This is a genomic window from Pseudoxanthomonas taiwanensis (assembly GCF_010093135.1).
Lineage (GTDB): Bacteria > Pseudomonadota > Gammaproteobacteria > Xanthomonadales > Xanthomonadaceae > Pseudoxanthomonas > Pseudoxanthomonas taiwanensis.
In genome coordinates this window covers 1-17,859 of the sequence record NZ_PDWK01000061.1, presented here as the reverse complement: position 1 = coordinate 17,859, position 17,859 = coordinate 1, and the positions used below count along the sequence as shown (strand labels likewise).

Genomic DNA, 17,859 nt, shown 5'->3' with positions numbered 1-17,859 from the left:
GCCGTGCGCTCTGTACTCAGAGACGGGCTCGAACACCCCAGCCGTTACCAAACTGCACGCACCGGTCTGGCCCCCTCAACGGCGTGTCAGACTCTACCGTGCTGATCTGGCCTGAACATACAAGCCGGCGCGGCCGCTTCCGCACCCAGCCGGAGGACGTGGACGCGCTGGTGCGCATCCACCTGGCCGAGGCCTGCCGGCGCTGGGGGATCGGCCGGGACCAGGCGGTGGACGTGGCCGTCTATGCCCACGGCGGCCTGACCGACGAGGACGCCGCGGCGGTCAGCGCCCGGCAATGGGTGCCGATGCTGTACGACCAGCGCATCTTTCCGGTGTTCCTGATGTGGGAGACCGGCGCGCTGCGCACCATCTCCAACATGATCGAGGACCACCTGGCGCCGCTGGACCAGCGTGCCGCCGGGCGCCTGCAGCAGCTGCGCGAGCGCTGGAAGGAATGGTGGAACCAGCGCGTGGAGAGCATCGCCCGCCCGCTGGGCCGGCCGCTGTGGCGCGAGATGAAGGAGAACGCCGCCAAGATCGGCAACAACCCGGCCTCCGGCGCGCGCATGCTGCTGGACGTGCTGCGCGGCAAGGCGCGCGAATACGGCCTGCCGCGCGTGCGCCTTCACCTGGTCGGGCATTCGGCCGGCAGCATCGTCCACGCGCACCTGGGCGTGGCGGCGATCCGGGCCGGCTTCGACCTGCGCTCGGTCAGCCTGATCGCGCCGGCGGTGCGGGTGGACGAGTTCGACCGCACCCTCGGCCAGGCGGTGCTGCGCACCGGCACCCGCATGCTGGTGGCGCACCTGACCGACGCGGCCGAGCGCGCCGACCCCACCTGCCGGCCCTATGGGCACTCGCTGCTGTACCTGGTCTCGCGCGCCTTCGAGGACCACCGCGAGACGCCGCTGCTGGGCCTGGAACGCGACCTGGTGCCGGCGCGCGCCACCCTGCCCTGGGGCGCGCAGATGCTGGCCGTGGCCAGCCCGCAGACCGCGATCGCGCGCCTGCCCAGCGCCCAGGGCGTGGACACGCGCTGCTCCCGCCCCACCGAGGCCACCACCCATGGCAGCCTGGACGACGACCCGGCCGTGCACCACCTGGTGGTGCAACTGATCCGCAAGTCCTGAAGGCGCACGAAAAAGGAACGCCCGGCACGGGGCCGGGCGTTCCCTGCGCGTTCCGCCGGAAGGATCAGGCGGCGACGGTCTCGGCCGTCCTGCGGTACTCCTCGATCTGGTCGAAGTTCATGTAGCGGTAGATCTCGGCACCCTTCTCGTTGATGATGCCGATGTCCGCCATGTACTCCTCGCGGGTCGGGATGCGGCCCAGGCGCGAGCAGATCGCCGCCAGCTCCGCCGAACCCAGGAACACGTTGGTGTTGCGGCCCAGGCGGTTCGGGAAGTTGCGGGTGGAGGTGGAGAACACCGTGGCGCCCTCCCGCACCTGGGCCTGGTTGCCCATGCACAGCGAGCAGCCCGGCATCTCCATGCGCGCGCCGGCCACGCCGAAGGTGCCGTAGTAGCCTTCCTTGGTCAGCTCGGAGGCATCCATCTTGGTCGGCGGCGCGACCCACAGGCGGGTCGGGATGTCGCGCTTGCCTTCCAGCAGCCTGGCCGCGGCGCGGAAGTGGCCGATGTTGGTCATGCACGAGCCGATGAACACCTCGTCGATCTTCGTGCCAGCCACCTCGGACAGCGTCTTCACGTCGTCCGGGTCGTTCGGGCAGGCCACGATCGGCTCGACGATCTCGTTGAGGTCGATCTCGATGACCGCGGCGTACTCGGCATCCGGATCCGGCTCCAGCAGCTGCGGGTTGGCCAGCCACTCCTCCATCTTGCGGATGCGGCGGGCCAGGGTGCGCGCGTCCTGGTAGCCCTGGGCGATCATGTTCTTCAGCAGCACGATGTTGCTGTTGAGGTACTCGATGATCGGCTCCTTGTTCAGGCGCACGGTGCAGGCCGCGGCCGAGCGCTCGGCCGAGGCGTCGGACAGCTCGAACGCCTGCTCCACCTTCAGGTCCGGCAGGCCCTCGATCTCGAGGATGCGGCCGGAGAAGACGTTCTTCTTGCCCTTCTTCTCGACCGTCAGCAGGCCCTGCTTGATGGCGTAGTACGGGATGGCGTTGACCAGGTCACGCAGGGTGATGCCCGGCTGCATCGTGCCCTTGAAGCGCACCAGCACCGACTCGGGCATGTCCAGCGGCATCACGCCGGTGGCCGCTGCGAACGCGACCAGGCCCGAGCCGGCCGGGAACGAGATGCCGATCGGGAAGCGGGTGTGCGAGTCGCCGCCGGTGCCGACGGTGTCCGGCAGCAGCATGCGGTTGAGCCAGGAGTGGATCACGCCGTCGCCCGGACGCAGGGACACGCCGCCGCGGGTGGAGATGAACTCCGGCAGCGTGTGGTGGGTCTTCACGTCCACCGGCTTCGGGTAGGCCGCGGTGTGGCAGAACGACTGCATCACCAGGTCGGCGGAGAACCCCAGGCAGGCCAGGTCCTTCAGCTCGTCGCGGGTCATCGGGCCGGTGGTGTCCTGCGAGCCCACCGAGGTCATCTTCGGCTCGCAGTAGGTGCCCGGACGCACGCCCTTGCCTTCCGGCAGGCCGCAGGCACGGCCGACCATCTTCTGCGCCAGGGTGTAGCCCTTGCCGGTGTCGGCCGGCTGCCTGGGCAGGCGGAACAGGGTGGACGGCGGCAGGCCCAGGGCCTCGCGCGCCCTGGCGGTCAGGCCGCGGCCGATGATCAGCGGGATGCGCCCGCCGGCGCGCACCTCGTCCAGCAGCACCTCGCTCTTGAGCTGGAACTCGGCGATCACCTCGCTGTTCTTCAGCGCCTTGCCCTCGTACGGGCGCAGCTCGATCACGTCGCCCATCTCCATCTTCGAGACGTCGAGCTCGATCGGCAGGGCGCCGGCGTCCTCCATGGTGTTGTAGAAGATCGGGGCGATCTTGCCGCCCAGGCACACGCCGCCATAGCGCTTGTTCGGGATGTACGGGATGTCCTGGCCGGTCCACCACAGCACCGAGTTGGTGGCGGACTTGCGGCTGGAGCCGGTGCCGACCACGTCGCCGACGTAGGCGACCATGTGACCCTTCTCCTTGAGCTTCTGGATCAGGCCGATCGGACCGCGCTTGCCGTCCTCCTCCGGCTCGAACGGCGCGCCCTCGCGCTTGTTTTTGAGCATGGCCAGGGCGTGCAGCGGAATGTCCGGGCGGGTGGTGGCGTCCGGGGCCGGCGACAGGTCGTCGGTGTTGGTCTCACCCGGCACCTTGAACACGGTGACGGTCAGCGACTGCGGCACCTCCGGGCGGCTGGTGAACCACTCGGCGTCGGCCCAGCTCTGCAGCACGGCCCTGGCGTTGGCGTTGCCGGCCTTGGCCTTCTCCTCGACGTCGTGGAAGGCGTCGAACACCAGCAGGGTCTTCTTCAGGCCGTCGGCGGCGACGGTGCCGACCTCCGGGTCGTCCAGCAGGTCGATCAGCGGGGCCACGTTGTAGCCGCCCAGCATGGTGCCCAGCAGCTCGGTGGCGCGGGCGCGGGAGATCAGCGGGTTCTTCTCGCTGCCGAAAGCCACGGCCGCCAGGTACGAGGCCTTGACCTTGGCCGCGTCGTCCACGCCGGCCGGCACTCGGTGGGTGAGCAGGTCCAGCAGGAACTGCTCCTCGCCCGCCGGCGGGTTCTTGAGCAGTTCGATCAGGTCCGCCGTCTGCTGCGCGTTCAGCGGCAGCGGCGGCACGCCGAGCGCGGCGCGTTCGGCGGCGTGTTGGCGATAGGCTTCCAGCATCGGGGTCTCCGGTAAGAGGGAGTGGGTTGAAGGGGAATCCGTGGGGTCAGGGCTGCGGCACGATGAGCTTCAGGCCCTTGAAGTAGTCGCGGTAGAACGCCGCGTCGGTGGCGATCAGCGCGTCGCACTGCAGCAGCGCATGCGCGCCCACCAGGAAGTCGGCCAGCGGCCGCGGCGCCGCGCCGCGCTGGCGGTGGCGGCGCAGCATCTCGCCGGCGCGCAGCGCCGACTTGGCCTCGACGGGGCTGTAGTGGATGCCCATTTCCTCCAGGGCACCGAGGACCTCGGCGCCGTTCTTCAGGCCGGCGCACAGACGGGCCAGCGCGGCGTCGCACACCACCACCCGGCCGCCGACCAGGCACTGGCGCAGGCACGCCTCGGCGGCGTCGGCCTGCGGACCGTCGGTCAACAGCTCCAGCAGGACGGGGGCGTCGATGGCGATCACCGGGCGCTATTCCCCCGCCCGCTCGCCGGCCGCGGGGTCGCGGGCGAACTTGCCGCGCACCCGGGAGATGGCATCGTCCACGTTCTTGCGCAGGACGATGCGACTGCCTTCCAGCTCCACTTTCAGCACGCTGCCCTTGGTCAGGCCGAGGGCGTCGCGCACGGCCTTGGGCAGGGTGATCTGGCCCCGCTCGGCGACGATGGCTTCCATGGCGGATGCCTCCACGGATCTGGTATGCACGCATGATATGGTATGCACGCATGATACATACCTTTCCATGCATACTCAAACATGCATGGCCGATCCGCCGGATAATGCCCGGGCCGGCTCCGCCCAAGGACGGATTGCCGGCGTGGACCCAACTGTCATCCAATCGGGACGACAATGGACCTGAGAAGGCCGCCGCCGGCGGCCGGGTCCCCAGCCAAAGGAGCTCCGCCCATGCGCGATTCCTTCGCCACCCGCAGCCGCCTGGAAGTCGGCGGCAAGGCCTACACCTACGCCAGCCTGCCCCGGTTGGGCGAGCGCTTCGATCTGGCCCGCCTGCCCTACTCGATGAAGATCCTGCTGGAGAACCTGCTCCGGCACGAGGACGGGGTCACCGTCCTGCCCGAGCACATCGAGGCCGTGGCCGGCTGGGATCCGCACCGGGAGCCGGATACCGAGATCGCCTTCATGCCGGCCCGCGTGGTCCTGCAGGACTTCACCGGCGTGCCCTGCGTGGTCGACCTGGCCGCCATGCGCGACGCCGTGGTCCGCCTCGGCGGCCGGCCCGAGCAGATCAACCCGCTGATCCCGTCCGAGCTGGTGATCGACCACTCGATCCAGGTGGACGTGTTCGGCAAGCCCGACGCCCTGGACCTCAACGGCCGCATCGAGTTCGAGCGCAACCGCGAGCGCTACGCCTTCCTGCGCTGGGGCCAGAAGGCCTTCAACAACTTCAAGGTGGTGCCGCCCAACACCGGCATCGTCCACCAGGTGAACCTGGAGAACCTGGCCCGGGTGGTCTTCACCCAGGAGAAGGACGGCGAGCTGTGGGCCTACCCGGACACCGTGTTCGGCACCGACTCGCACACCACCATGGTCAACGGCCTGGGCGTGCTGGGCTGGGGCGTGGGCGGCATCGAGGCCGAGGCGGCCATGCTCGGCCAGCCCTCCTCGATGCTGATCCCGCAGGTGGTGGGCTTCGAGCTGACCGGCCGCCTGCCGGAGGGCGCCACCGCCACCGACCTGGTGCTGACCGTGACCCAGATGCTGCGCAAGCTGGGCGTGGTGGGCAAGTTCGTGGAGTTCTTCGGCGAGGGCCTGAAGCACCTGCCGCTGGCCGACCGCGCCACCATCGGCAACATGGCGCCCGAGTACGGCGCCACCTGCGGCATTTTCCCCATCGACGCCGAGTCGCTGAACTACCTGCGCCTGTCCGGCCGCAGCGAGGAGCACATCGCCCTGGTCGAGGCCTACGCCAGGGCCCAGGGCCTGTGGCACGACGAGAACACCCCGCGCGCGGAGTACAGCCAGACCCTGCACCTGGACCTGGGCGACGTGCGCCCCTCGCTGGCCGGCCCGCGCCGGCCGCAGGACCGGGTGCTGCTGCAGGACGTGAAGGCCAACTTCCGCGAGAACCTGGCCCCGTTCGCTGCCGCGCGCGACAAGCGCAGCCCGGCGGTGGCCGACTTCATCGCCGAGGGCGGCAGCGCCGCGGTGGGCAACGAGGCCGTGCGCAAGGGCACGGCCATCGCCACCATCGACGGCCAGCAGGTGGAGCTCCGCGACGGCGCGGTGGTCATCGCCGCCATCACCTCCTGCACCAACACCTCCAACCCGGCGGTGATGGTCGGCGCCGGCCTGCTGGCGCGCAACGCGGCCGCCCGCGGCCTGACCCGCAAGCCCTGGGTCAAGACCTCGCTCGCACCGGGCTCGCTGGTGGTCACCGACTACCTGCGCAAGGCCGGGCTGCTGGAGGCGCTGGAACAGATCGGCTTCTATCTGGTCGGCTACGGCTGCACCACCTGCATCGGCAACTCCGGCCCGCTGCCGCCGGAGGTCAGCGCCGCCATCGCCGCCGGCGACCTGGTGGTGACTTCGGTGCTGTCGGGCAACCGCAACTTCGAGGGCCGCATCCACCCCGAAGTGAAGATGAACTACCTGGCCAGCCCGCCGCTGGTGGTGGCCTACGCCATCGCCGGCACCACTGACATCGACCTGACCTCCGAGCCGCTGGGCACCGACCGCGAAGGCAAGCCGGTGTACCTGCGCGACATCTGGCCCAGCAGCAAGGAGATCGGCGACGTCATCGCCGCCACCATCGGCCCGGAGCTGTTCAAGAAGAACTATGCCGACGTGTTCAAGGGCGACAGCCGCTGGAACACCATCGCCTCGCCGGACGGCGAGCTGTACGCCTGGGACGAGTCCTCCACCTACATCAAGAACCCGCCCTACTTCGAGGGCATGAGCATGGAGGTGGGCGGCATCCCGGACATCCACGGCGCCCGCGTGCTGGGCCTGTTCGGCGACTCCATCACCACCGACCACATCTCCCCGGCCGGCACCATCAAGAAGGACTCGCCCGCCGGCCGCTACCTGCAGTCGCGCGGCGTGCAGCCGGCGGACTTCAACAGCTACGGCAGCCGCCGCGGCAACGACGACGTGATGGTGCGCGGCACCTTCGCCAACATCCGCATCAAGAACCTGTTCTTCGGCGGCGAGGAAGGCGGCAACACCCTGTACTTTGGCGCCAACCCGCCGGAGAAGATGCCCATCTACGACGCGGCCATGAAGTACAAGGCCGACGGCACCCCGCTGGTGGTGATCGCCGGCAAGGAGTACGGCACCGGCTCCTCGCGCGACTGGGCGGCCAAGGGCACCAAGCTGCTGGGTGTGCGGGCGGTGATCGCCGAGAGCTTCGAGCGCATCCACCGCTCCAACCTGGTGGGCATGGGCGTGCTGCCGCTGCAGTTCATGGACGGCCAGAACGCGCGGAGCCTGGGCCTGGACGGCACCGAGGTGTACGACATCACCGGCCTGGAGGACGGCGCGTCGCGCACCGCCACGGTCACCGCCCGCCGTGCCGACGGCAGCACGGTCAGCTTCCAGACCCACGTACTGCTGCTCACGCCCAAGGAGGTGGAGTACTTCCGCCACGGCGGCCTGTTGCATTACGTGCTCCGACAGCTGGCCGCGCGCAAGTAAGCCCGCACGCAAGGAAGCCGCCCCCGGGGCGGCTTCCTTCTTTCCACAGGCACCGCGTCCGCGGTGCCCCGGCAGGGGCTTCCGCCGCCCGCGGACAACGCGGCGCTTCCTGGCCGGCTGATGCCGGATCAGGCGCCCCCGTTCCCGCAGGAGCCGTCGATGTCGCCCCTTGCACGCGTTGAAGGCCGGCTCCGCATACGCCGGCCAGGTCGCCGCTGACGCGGCTCCTACAGGGGGGGCGTCCGCAGCGACCCGGCAGGGGCTTCCGCCGCCCGCGGACAACGCGGCGCTTCCTGGCCGGCTGATGCCGGATCAGACACCCGTTCCCGCAGGAGCCGTCGATGTCGCCCCTTGCACGCGTTGAAGGCCGGCTCCGCATACGCCGGCCAGGTCGCCGCTGACGCGGCGCCCCCGGAGGCACAGGTCAGCGGCGCTTCCACTCGGCGTAATAGAGGCGCCATTGGCCGTCCTCGTCGCGCCAGCCGGAAGTCACCTCCCAGACGCCGGCGCGCTCGGGCAGGACGCGGCCGCCGCCGGTGGCCACCGCGCTGAAGCGGACCGTGGCCCGGTCGCCGTGCACCTGCACCTCGGCCGGCCCCAGGGTCAGGCCGACCCGGGTGTTGGCCAGCAGCTGCAGGCGCACCATCTGTTGCAGCGCAGCACGATCCAGCCCGCCGTTGCCGCTGAAGTCGGCGGCCACACCCTCCATGAAGCGGTCCGCGTGGCGCTCCTCCAGGGCCTCCTGCATGGCCGCCAGCCGCGCGCGCAGGCGCTGTTCCGGCATGTCGCGGCCGCATCCGGCCAGCACGCCCAGGGCCAGCAGGACGGCCGCCACGGCCATGGCCCGGAACCCGGGCCGGCGATTGATTGACATCATCTGCTTCGCCTTTTCCATCCGGGACGGTATGCTCCCACCACCGCGGCGCCGGTAGAAGCCCGTGAAGAACGACAGCACACACCACCTTCGTGAGGGGAGCGCAATGAGTCTGGATCGTCCTTGGCTGCAGAGCTATCCGCAGGGCGTGCCTGCCGAGATCGACCCCGACCGGTTCCGCTCGATCGCGGACGTCTTCGCCAAGTCGGTCGCGGAGTTCGCCGATCGTCCGGCCTACCGCAACTTCGGCAAGACCCTCACCTACGCCGAGATCGACCGGCTCAGCAAGCAGTTCGCCGCCTACCTGCTGGGCGAGCTGGGCCTGAAGAAGGGCGATCGCGTCGCGATCATGATGCCCAACTGCCTGCAGTACCCGATCGCCATCTTCGGCGTGCTGCGCGCCGGCCTCACCGTGGTCAACGTCAACCCGCTGTACACAGCGCGCGAGCTCAAGCACCAGCTCGTGGACGCCGGCGCGTCGGCGATCGTGGTGGTGGACAACTTCGGCCACACCGTGCAGGAAGTGCTGGCCGAGACCCCGCTCAAGCAGGTCATCACCACCGGCCTGGGCGACATGCTGGGCTTCCCCAAGGGCCCGCTGGTCAATTTCGTGCTCCGCTACGTCAAGAAGATGGTGCCCGAGTACGACATCCCGGGCGCCGTGCGCTTCCGCGACGCGTTGGCCATCGGCAAGCGTCATGCCCTGCCCCCGGTGGAGATCGACTCGGGCGACATCGCCTTCCTGCAGTACACCGGCGGCACCACCGGCGTGGCCAAGGGTGCCATGCTGACCCACCGCAACCTGGTGGCCAACATGCAGCAGGCTTCGGCCTGGCTGGGCGGCAACAAGCTGGAGCGCGGCAACGAGGTGATCATCACCGCCCTGCCGCTGTACCACATCTTCGCCCTGACCGCGAACTGCCTGGTGTTCATGGAGCTGGGCGGCCTCAACCACCTGATCACCAACCCGCGCGACATGCGCGGCTTCGTCAAGGAGCTCAAGGGCACCCGCTTCACCGCCATCACCGGCGTCAACACGCTGTTCAACGGCCTGCTCAACACCCCGGGCTTCGAGGAGGTGGACTTCTCCTCGCTCAAGATCACCCTGGGCGGCGGCATGGCGGTGCAGCGCGCGGTGGCCGAGCGCTGGAAGAAGGTCACCGGCGTGACCCTGGTGGAGGCCTACGGTCTGACCGAGACCTCGCCGGCGGCGTGCATCAACCCGCTGGACCTGAAGGAGTTCAACGGCTCCATCGGCCTGCCGATCCCGTCCACCGACGTGTGCATCAAGGACGACAACGGCAACGTCCTGCCCTACGGCGAGATCGGCGAGCTGTGCATCAAGGGCCCGCAGGTGATGAAGGGCTACTGGCAGCGGCCGGAAGAGACCGCCAAGGCCATCGACGCCGACGGCTGGCTGCACACCGGCGACATGGCGCGGATCGACGAGAAGGGCTTCGTCTACATCGTCGACCGCAAGAAGGACATGATCCTGGTCTCGGGCTTCAACGTGTACCCGAACGAGGTCGAGGACGTGGTGGCGGCCATGCCGGGCGTGCTGGAGGTGGCCGCGGTCGGGGTGCCGGACGAGCACTCCGGCGAGGCGGTCAAGGTCTTCATCGTGCGCAAGGACCCGAACCTGACCGAGGAGCAGGTCAAGGCCTACTGCCGCGAGAAGCTGACCGGCTACAAGCGTCCGCGCTACGTCGAGTTCCGCGACGAGCTGCCCAAGAGCAACGTCGGCAAGATCCTGCGCAAGGAGCTGCGCGACGCCAGGCCGGCGCAGGCGGCCGCCGCCGACGCCCGCCACTGACGCGCGCCGCCACGGGACGCACCGGGGGCGCCGGGCCGCGAGGCCCGGCGCCCTTCGTTTCGGGGCAGCCCTGCCCCGCCCCCGGGGGCCGGCGGGGCGGCCGCCGCGCCCTCCGGACGGGGCCATGACGGCTGCGGGTTTGTGTGTAGCAGGGCTGCGCACCCAACGCCCGCCAACCGGGCCTGCCACGGAGACCCGTCAATGAGCACCATCGAGAAGCTGCAGCGTTCCCATCCTTTCTCCACCATCCGCGTGCAGGTGTCGCCGGATGAAAACGCGCACTGGCTGTACATGCACGCGGACGCGGCGCCGGGCGTGCGCCCGTGTTGCCGCTTCGAGATGCTCGAGGAGATGTGGCGCTACATGAGCGCCATGACCCTGCCGGCGGAGCAGCGCGAGCCGGGCCGGCTGCGCCACTTCGTGCTCGCCTCGGACGCGCAGGCCTACAACCTCGGCGGCGACCTGGACCTGTTCATGCGGCTGATCCGCGCCGGCGACCGCGAGGGCCTGCTGGCCTACGCGCGCCGCTGCGTGGAGGGCGTGCACCATGTGCACACCGGCTTTGGCGGCGACGTGCACACGGTGGCGCTGATCCAGGGCGACGCCCTCGGCGGCGGTCTGGAGATGGCCCTGGCCTGCCACACCATCGTGGCCGAGGAAGGCGTGGGCATGGGCCTGCCGGAGGTGCTGTTCGGCCTGTTCCCCGGCATGGGCGCCTACTCGTTCCTGTGCAAGCGGGTCAGCCCACGCCAGGCCGAGAAGATGATCCTCGGCGGCGAGGTCTACAGCAGCGAGGAGATGTACCGCCTGGGCGTGGTCGACGTGCTGGTGCCCAGGGGCCAGGGCGAGTCGGCGGTGCAGGAGCTCATCCGCCAGCACCAGCGCGCCCCGCACGCGCACCTGGCGATGAACGCGGTGCGCCAGATCGGCCAGCCGGTCACCTACGAGGAACTGCTGCGCATCACCGAGGTGTGGGTGGACACGGCCCTGGCCCTGGGCGAGAAGTCGCTGCGCACCATGGAGCGGATCGTCCGCGCCCAGACCCGCCGTTCCAACGCCGAAGCCGTCGCCTGAGCAGGCCTGGCGGCGCGCCGCGCGCGGGCCCCGTCAGGGCCCGCCGTCGCGCGCACCCTCCTCGCGCTGCTGCAGGCGCCCGGCCAGCGCGGCGCGGCCTTCCTCCAGGGCCGCCCCGAGGGCGGCGACGCGCTGCTGCCACTGCTCGCGCATCTGCCAGTCGGCCAGGCGCATCAGCTCGCTGCCCAGGGCGCTGAGCCGGGCCAGGCCCATGTTGGCCGCCACGCCTTTGAGCGCGTGCGCCTGCTCGCGCACCTGTGCCCACTCGCCGGCCTGGGCGGCGGCGCGGATGGCGACCAGGCAGGCGTTGGCATCGGCCAGGCAGTGGGCAATGAACTCCCGCTCGAACTCCGCACCCATGCCCATGGCCGCCAGTTCGTCCAGGACGGTGGTGTCGAGCACTCCGGCCTCGCCGCCGTCGGCCGTGCGCCGCGCCGCCGCGGCCACGCCCGGGCGGCGGCCGCGCCGGGCGGCGATGTCGGCCAGCACCTCCAGCAGCCGCTCGGCCGAGACCGGCTTGCCGAGGAAGGCGTAGGCGCCGGCCTGCTCGCAGCGCTGGATGGACTCGGGGGTGACGTCGGCGCTGAGCACCACCACCGGCGTGCGCGGGCCACCACCGGCCTGCATCACCCGCAGGTGCGCCAGCAGGTCCAGGCCGCTGATGCCGGGCATGTGCAGGTCCACGATCACCGCGTCGTAGTCGGACGCGGCCAGGGCGTCGAGCACCTCCTCGCCGCCCGGCACGCAGGTGGGCCGGTGCCCGGCCTTCTGCAGCAGGCGCTGCAGGACCATGCGGTTGGCCTCGTAGTCGTCGGCCACCAGGATCTGCATGCTGCGCACGCGCACGCGGTGGCGCAGGAACGGATCGGTGAAGGCGATGACGTTGCCGCTGCGGTCGTAGCGGGTGGCCTCGCCCTCGCTGACCGCCGGCCGCGCCTCCGGCACGGCCAGGGCCGGGGCCGCGAACGGGATCTCCACCCAGAACCGGCTGCCGCGCTCCTCCGGCGTCTCGTAGCCGATGCGGCCGCCCATCGCCTCGGCCAGTCCCTTGGCGATGGTGGTGCCCAGGCCGGTGCCGCCGTGGCGGCGGGCCAGGCCGGTGTCGCCCTGCTCGAAGGCGTCGAACAGCCGCCCGCGCATGGCCGGGGGCACGCCCACGCCGGTGTCGGTGATCACGAAGCGCAGGCGCACTCGCCCGTCGTCCCCGGCCTCGCCCACCGGCGTCACGTCCACCCGCACCCGGCCCTGGTCGGTGAACTTGACCGCGTTGCCGATCAGGTTCAGCAGGATCTGGCGCAGATGCCCGGCGTCGCCGCGCACCAGCTCCGGCACGCGGTCGTCCACCACCACCAGGTAGTCCAGATTCTTGGCCCGGGCCTGCGGCTGCAGGATCAGGCCGACGCTGGCCAGCAGCTCGCGCGGCGAGAAGTCCTCCTCGCGCACCCGCACCTTGCCGGCCTCGATGGCGGAGATGTCCAGCACGTCCTCCACCAGCGCCAGCAGGCTGCGGGTGGAGGCCTGGATGGTGCGCACGCACTCGCGCTGCTCCTCGTCCAGGCGGGTGGTGGCCAGCAGCTCGGACATGCCCGCCAGGCCGTTGAGCGGCGTGCGGAACTCGTGGCTCATGTTGGCCAGGAAGCGGCTCTTGGCCTCGCTGGCGCGGCGCGCCTCCTCGGTGGCGCGGGTCAGCTGGCGCAGCAGGCTGGACAGGTACATGGGCACGGCCACCAGGCCGGCCAGCAGGCCGATGCCCAGGCGCTGCACCTGCGGCTGCTGCCAGTAGTCGGCGGCCAGCAGCACCGTGCCGAAGCTGACCACGGCCATGGCCACCGCCAGGGCCAGGTAGCGGTCGCCGTAGCGCAGGCCGTTGCCGACGGTGACCCACATCACCACCACGTAGACCCAGGCCAGCGGCTCGCCCATGCGGATCATGCCCGCCGCCATCAGGCCGTAGTCGGCGACCATGCCGACGAAGCGGCGCACGTCGGAACGCCCCGGCCGCGCCAGCAGCGCGGCGAAGATGGCCACGCTCAGGCCCAGGCCGGTGAGGACGATGGCCAGGACGTCGCGGTACTGCTCCGGCGACAGGCCGGCGCGGGAGGACGGCAGCAGGACGTAGCCCAGGATCAGCAGGATCAGCACCACACGGACCAGCGCCTGGCCGTGCTCGCTGTCCGGCCGCTGCGACAGGCGTCGCGTCACCCAGGCCGCCAGCTCACGCACGGGCCTGGCCTCCCGGCGGCGTGGGCACGGCGGAGAACTGTTCGCAGATCTGCTCCAGCCGCTCCCGGTTGCGCATCAGCGCGTCCACGCAGTCCGGGTCGAACTGGCGGCCGCGTTGCGCGTACAGGTAGGCCAGCGCGGCGTCGATGCTCCAGGCCTCCTTGTAGGGGCGCGGCGAGATCAGCGCGTCGAAAACGTCGGCCACCGCCACGATGCGCGCCTCCAGCGGAATCGCCTCGCCGGCCAGGCCGTCGGGATAGCCGCTGCCGTCGTAGCGCTCGTGGTGGCGCAGGGCGATCACCGCCGCCACCTGGATGAAGCGGTTCTGGCTGCCGGAGAGCAGCTCGTAGCCGATGCGGGGGTGCTGGCGCATCACCGCCATCTCCTCCTCGGTCAGCTTGCCCGGCTTCATCAGCACCGAGTCGGGGATGGCGATCTTGCCCATGTCGTGCAGGGGCGCGGCCATCTCGATGATGCGCGCGTCCTCCTCCGGCAGGCCCAGGCCCTCGGCCACCAGGCCCGCCACCCGCGACATGCGCTCCAGGTAGGCGCTGGTGCCGGCGTCGCGGAACTCGATGGCGCGGGCCAGACGCGAGAGCGTCTCGCGCTCGCGCTCCTCCACCTCGTGCATGCTGGCCAGCAGGCGCTGCTCCAGCGACAGGGCCCGCTGCTTGACCGTCTCGGCCTGCTGGCGCAGCTGCAGCAGGTTGTGGCAGCGCGCGCGCAGCTCGCGCGGGCGCACCGGCTTGACCAGGAAGTCGATCACCCCCGCCTCAAGGGCGGCCTGGCGCACCGGTTCGTCGCCGACCACGGTGATCAGGATCACCGGGATGTCGCGGTGCTTGGGCAGGCGGCGGAAGCGGCGGGCGAACTCCAGGCCGTCCATGCCGGGCATGCGGTAGTCCAGCAGCAGCAGGTCCACCGGGTTGGCCTCGCACCAGGCCAGTGCCTCCCGGGCATCGCCGAAATCGTGCACGGCCAGTTCCGAGGCGATGTCCTCGATGATGTGGCGCAGCATGGTGCGCGCCGATGCCTGGTCGTCGACGATGACGATGTTCAAGTCCGGACCATCCGCTCAAGCCGCTACGGACCGCCAGAATAGCGCGGTCCCGGCCCGTGCGGCACCCGGCTGGTGCGAACCGGCCGGGCCGGTCCGCAGCGCTCCCGGCCGCCCGCCCACCGGGGGCGCCGGCCGGTGCCGGTTCAGGCGGACTGCTCCGGGCGCATGTACGGGAACAGCAGCACGTCGCGGATCGAGCCCACGCCGGTGAGCATCATCACCAGGCGGTCGATGCCCACGCCCAGGCCGCCGGTCGGCGCCATGCCGTACTCCAGGGCACGGATGTAGTCGGCGTCGAAGTACATGGCCTCGTCGTCGCCGCCCTCGCGGGCCGCGACCTGGGCCAGGAAGCGCTCGCGCTGGTCGTCCGGGTCGTTGAGCTCGGAAAAGCCGTTGGCGATTTCCTTGCCGTTGACGAACAGTTCGAAGCGGTCGGTGTAGCCGGGATCGTCGTCGCTGGCGCGGGCCAGCGGCGAGACCTCGATCGGGTGCGCGGTGATGAAGGTCGGCTGCACCAGGTGGTGCTCCACCGTGGCCTCGAAGATCTCCAGCAGCAGCTTGCCCCAGCCCCAGGACGGCTTGTACCGGATGCCCAGGCGCTCGCAGTGGCGGCGCAGGGCCTCGGCGTCGGTACAGTCGGCGGCGCTGATATCCGGGTTGTGGTGGCGCACCGCCTCGTCCATGCGCCAGCGGCGGAAGGCCGGGCCCAGGTCGATCTCCGCGCCCTCCCAGGCCACCCTGGTGGTGCCCAGCACCTGCCGGGCGGTGTCGCGGATCAGCGCCTCGGTCAGGTCCATGATCTCGTGGTACGTGGCATAGGCCTCGTACAGCTCGAGCATGGTGAACTCGGGGTTGTGCCGGGTGGACACGCCCTCGTTGCGGAAGTTGCGGTTGATCTCGTACACCCGCTCCAGGCCGCCGACCACCAGGCGCTTGAGGTACAGCTCCGGGGCCACGCGCAGGTACAGGTCCAGGTCCAGCGCGTTGTGGTGGGTGACGAACGGGCGCGCGGTGGCGCCGCCGGGGATGTAGTGCATCATCGGCGTCTCCACCTCGAGGAAGCGCCGCGCGTCCAGCCACGAACGGATATGGCGGATGATGCGGCTGCGCTTGACGAACACATCGCGCGCCTCGGGCGTCACGATCAGGTCCACGTAGCGCTGGCGGTAGCGCTGCTCCACGTCGGACAGGCCGTGCCACTTGTCAGGCAGCGGGCGCAGCGACTTGACCAGCAGGCGCAGCGAGGTGGCCTTGACCGACAGCTCGCCGGTGCGGGTGCGGGTCAGGCCGCCCTCGACGGCGATGATGTCGCCCACGTCGAAGGACTTGAACGCCTCGTAGGCCTCGCCCAGGGCATTGGCCTGCAGGAACAGCTGGATGCGCCCGGACTCGTCCATGAGCTGGGCGAAGCTGGCCTTGCCCATCACCCGCTTGGCCATCATCCGCCCGGCGAGCTTCACCTGCCGGCCCTGCCCCTCCAGCGCCTCGGCGGTCCACCGCGCGGCGTCGGCGTACTCGGCCTGCAGGTCGCCGGCGTAGTCGCTGCGCCTGAAGTCGTTGGGATAGGCATTGCCCTTGGCACGCAGGGCGGCGAGCTTGGCGCGGCGGTCGGCGATCAGGTGGTTCTCGTCGGCGGGCGCGGGCGTGGCGGTGGATTCGGTCATGGGGGATCGGGCGCGGGAAGTCGGGGGCGGCCGGCGCCAGGCACGGCGCCGGGACAACACGGGCGGCGGGGCCGCTGACGCGGCTTACGCCGCGTCGCTGCGTTTGGCGCCGGCCTCCAGGCCGGCCTTCAGGCTGGCCTCGACGAACTCGTCCAGGTCGCCGTCGAGCACCTTCTGCGTGTCGGTGCGCTCCACGCCCGTGCGCAGGTCCTTGATGCGGCTCTGGTCGAGCACGTAGTTGCGGATCTGGCTGCCCCAGCCGATGTCGGACTTGCTGGCCTCCAGCGCGTTCTTCTCGGCGTTGCGCTTCTGCAGCTCCAGCTCGTACAGCTTGGCCGCCAGCATCTTCATGGCGCGGTCGCGGTTGGCGTGCTGGCTGCGCTCGGTCTGGCAGGCCACGACGATGCCGGTGGGGACGTGGGTGATGCGCACCGCCGACTCGGTCTTGTTCACGTGCTGGCCGCCGGCACCGGAGGAGCGGTACACGTCCGTCTTCAGGTCGGCCGGGTTGATCTCGATGTCGATCTTGTCGTCCACCTCGGGGCTGACGAACACCGAGGTGAAACTGGTGTGGCGGCGGTTGTCCGAGTCGAACGGGCTCTTGCGCACCAGGCGGTGCACGCCGGTCTCGGTCTTCAGCCAGCCGTAGGCGAAGTCGCCCTCCACGCGGAAGGTGGCGGACTTGATGCCGGCCACTTCGCCGGCGCTGACCTCCATCAGCTCGGTCTTCCAGCCGCGCGACTCGCACCAGCGCAGGTACATGCGCAGCAGCATCTCGGCCCAGTCCTGGGCCTCGGTGCCACCGGCGCCGGCCTGGATGTCCACGAAGGCGTTGGCGCTGTCCATCGGCCCGGAGAACATGCGCTGGAACTCCAGCTGCTCCACCTCGCGGGCGTAGCGTTCCACGTCCGCGGCCACGGCCTGGGCGGTGTCCTCGTCCTGCTCGGACTCGGCCAGCTCCAGCAGCTCGGAGGACTCCAGCAGGCCCTCCAGCACCCGGGCGATGCCGCCGACAGTCTTCTCCAGGGTCGCGCGCTCGCGGCCCAGCGCCTGGGCCCGCTCGGGGTCGTCCCAGACGTCCGGCAGCTCGAGCTCGCGGTTTACTTCCTCAAGACGCTCTTTCTTGGCGTCGTAGTCAAAGATACCCCCGTAGCGAGACCACACGCTCGGTCAGGTCGGCGATGCGCTGGCGGACGGTGTTCAGCTCGATCATGGGGGGATGCACGCAGTCGGACAAACGGCTGCGGATTCTAGCATCCGCGGCCGCGGATGCAGGCCGGCGCGCGACCTACTCCCGCCCCGGCACGCTGCCGTTGTCCTCCTGCAGCTCCGGCTTGAACGGCACCTCCGGCGGCGGCCGCGCCACCGCAGGCTGTTCGTTGAGGTTGGGATCGCGGATGCCGCAGCCGCCGCCCAGCTGCAGCAGCGAGACCACGCAGGTCAGCGCCCGGCCGTTGCCGCCCGGGATCGGGATGGAGATGGTCCTGATGCCCTTGCGCACCCACTCGGCCAGCAGCGACTCGTTGGGCCGCCAGAAATCGTCGAACCGGGTGGGCTGGTAGTCGTACGGCGGCCGCTTCAGCCAGGTGCCGGCCTGCTCCAGCCGCTCGCGCGTCCACTCGTCGCCGCCGGCGCTGCCCGGTGGCCCGCGCCCGCCGCCCTCCGCCCCCGCCAGACCCCCGCCGGGCACGCGCCCGCTGCCCTGCCCGGCCGACGGCCCCGGCTCCGCGA

At 70.7% G+C, this 17,859-nt stretch carries 12 protein-coding genes and 1 pseudogene; 4 read left to right on the top strand and 9 right to left on the bottom strand.

From position 1 onward, the window contains the following. The first annotated feature begins 98 nt into the window (after positions 1–98). Positions 99–1,130 carry a hypothetical protein gene (locus CR938_RS11240; RefSeq protein ID WP_162125101.1) on the top strand — a complete coding sequence of 344 codons (1,032 nt, stop codon included), beginning with the start codon at positions 99–101 and terminating at the stop codon, positions 1,128–1,130. 64 nt (positions 1,131–1,194) lie between these two features. Here the strand turns inward: CR938_RS11240 and acnB are convergent, their stop codons facing one another. The 3 genes from acnB to CR938_RS11225 are packed head-to-tail and all read right to left on the bottom strand — an operon-like array spanning position 1,195 to position 4,441. Then, a complete protein-coding gene (acnB, locus tag CR938_RS11235; protein ID WP_162125100.1) occupies positions 1,195–3,786 on the bottom strand; it encodes a bifunctional aconitate hydratase 2/2-methylisocitrate dehydratase in 2,592 nt (863 codons plus the stop codon). 46 nt (positions 3,787–3,832) lie between these two features. Then, positions 3,833–4,231, bottom strand: a complete 399-nt coding sequence (locus tag CR938_RS11230) for a type II toxin-antitoxin system VapC family toxin (protein WP_162125099.1) — start codon at positions 4,229–4,231, stop codon at positions 3,833–3,835. Positions 4,232–4,237: 6 nt separating this feature from the next. Further along, positions 4,238–4,441 carry an AbrB/MazE/SpoVT family DNA-binding domain-containing protein gene (locus CR938_RS11225; protein ID WP_162125098.1) on the bottom strand — a complete coding sequence of 68 codons (204 nt, stop codon included), beginning with the start codon at positions 4,439–4,441 and terminating at the stop codon, positions 4,238–4,240. 231 nt (positions 4,442–4,672) lie between these two features. On the opposite strand from CR938_RS11225, the gene acnA reads away from it, so the two are divergent. Continuing rightward, positions 4,673–7,420 carry an aconitate hydratase AcnA gene (gene acnA / locus CR938_RS11220; RefSeq protein WP_162125097.1) on the top strand — a complete coding sequence of 916 codons (2,748 nt, stop codon included), beginning with the start codon at positions 4,673–4,675 and terminating at the stop codon, positions 7,418–7,420. Between the two features lie 424 nt (positions 7,421–7,844). On the opposite strand, the gene CR938_RS11215 is transcribed toward acnA, so the two are convergent. Then, positions 7,845–8,261, bottom strand: a complete 417-nt coding sequence (locus CR938_RS11215; RefSeq protein WP_246191062.1) for a nuclear transport factor 2 family protein — start codon at positions 8,259–8,261, stop codon at positions 7,845–7,847. Positions 8,262–8,400: 139 nt separating this feature from the next. Here CR938_RS11215 and CR938_RS11210 point away from each other — a divergent pair, with 139 nt between their 5' ends. Continuing rightward, positions 8,401–10,107: a long-chain fatty acid--CoA ligase gene (locus tag CR938_RS11210; RefSeq protein WP_162125096.1), complete on the top strand. Its 1,707-nt coding sequence runs from the start codon at positions 8,401–8,403 to the stop codon at positions 10,105–10,107. Between the two features lie 201 nt (positions 10,108–10,308). Further along, positions 10,309–11,181, top strand: a complete 873-nt coding sequence (locus CR938_RS11205) for a crotonase/enoyl-CoA hydratase family protein (RefSeq protein ID WP_162125095.1) — start codon at positions 10,309–10,311, stop codon at positions 11,179–11,181. Between the two features lie 33 nt (positions 11,182–11,214). Here the strand turns inward: CR938_RS11205 and CR938_RS11200 are convergent, their stop codons facing one another. The 5 genes and pseudogenes from CR938_RS11200 to CR938_RS11180 all read right to left on the bottom strand — a co-directional run. Further along, positions 11,215–13,404 carry an ATP-binding protein gene (locus CR938_RS11200; protein ID WP_162125094.1) on the bottom strand — a complete coding sequence of 730 codons (2,190 nt, stop codon included), beginning with the start codon at positions 13,402–13,404 and terminating at the stop codon, positions 11,215–11,217. Next, positions 13,397–14,464, bottom strand: coding sequence for a cyclic di-GMP phosphodiesterase response regulator RpfG (gene rpfG, locus CR938_RS11195; RefSeq protein ID WP_162125093.1), 1,068 nt, complete (start codon positions 14,462–14,464; stop codon positions 13,397–13,399). Before rpfG ends, CR938_RS11200 begins: the two co-directional genes overlap by 8 nt. Positions 14,465–14,607: 143 nt before the next feature. Next, positions 14,608–16,128 carry a lysine--tRNA ligase gene (gene lysS, locus CR938_RS11190; RefSeq protein WP_162125092.1) on the bottom strand — a complete coding sequence of 507 codons (1,521 nt, stop codon included), beginning with the start codon at positions 16,126–16,128 and terminating at the stop codon, positions 14,608–14,610. 84 nt (positions 16,129–16,212) lie between these two features. After that, a protein-coding gene (prfB, locus tag CR938_RS11185) for a peptide chain release factor 2 (protein WP_162125091.1) occupies positions 16,213–17,341 on the bottom strand; the annotation gives its coding sequence in 2 pieces (ribosomal slippage) (positions 16,213–17,265 and positions 17,267–17,341; 1,128 coding nt in all). Between the two features lie 75 nt (positions 17,342–17,416). Further along, a pseudogene (locus CR938_RS11180) lies at positions 17,417–17,859 on the bottom strand (hypothetical protein); the annotation flags it as partial.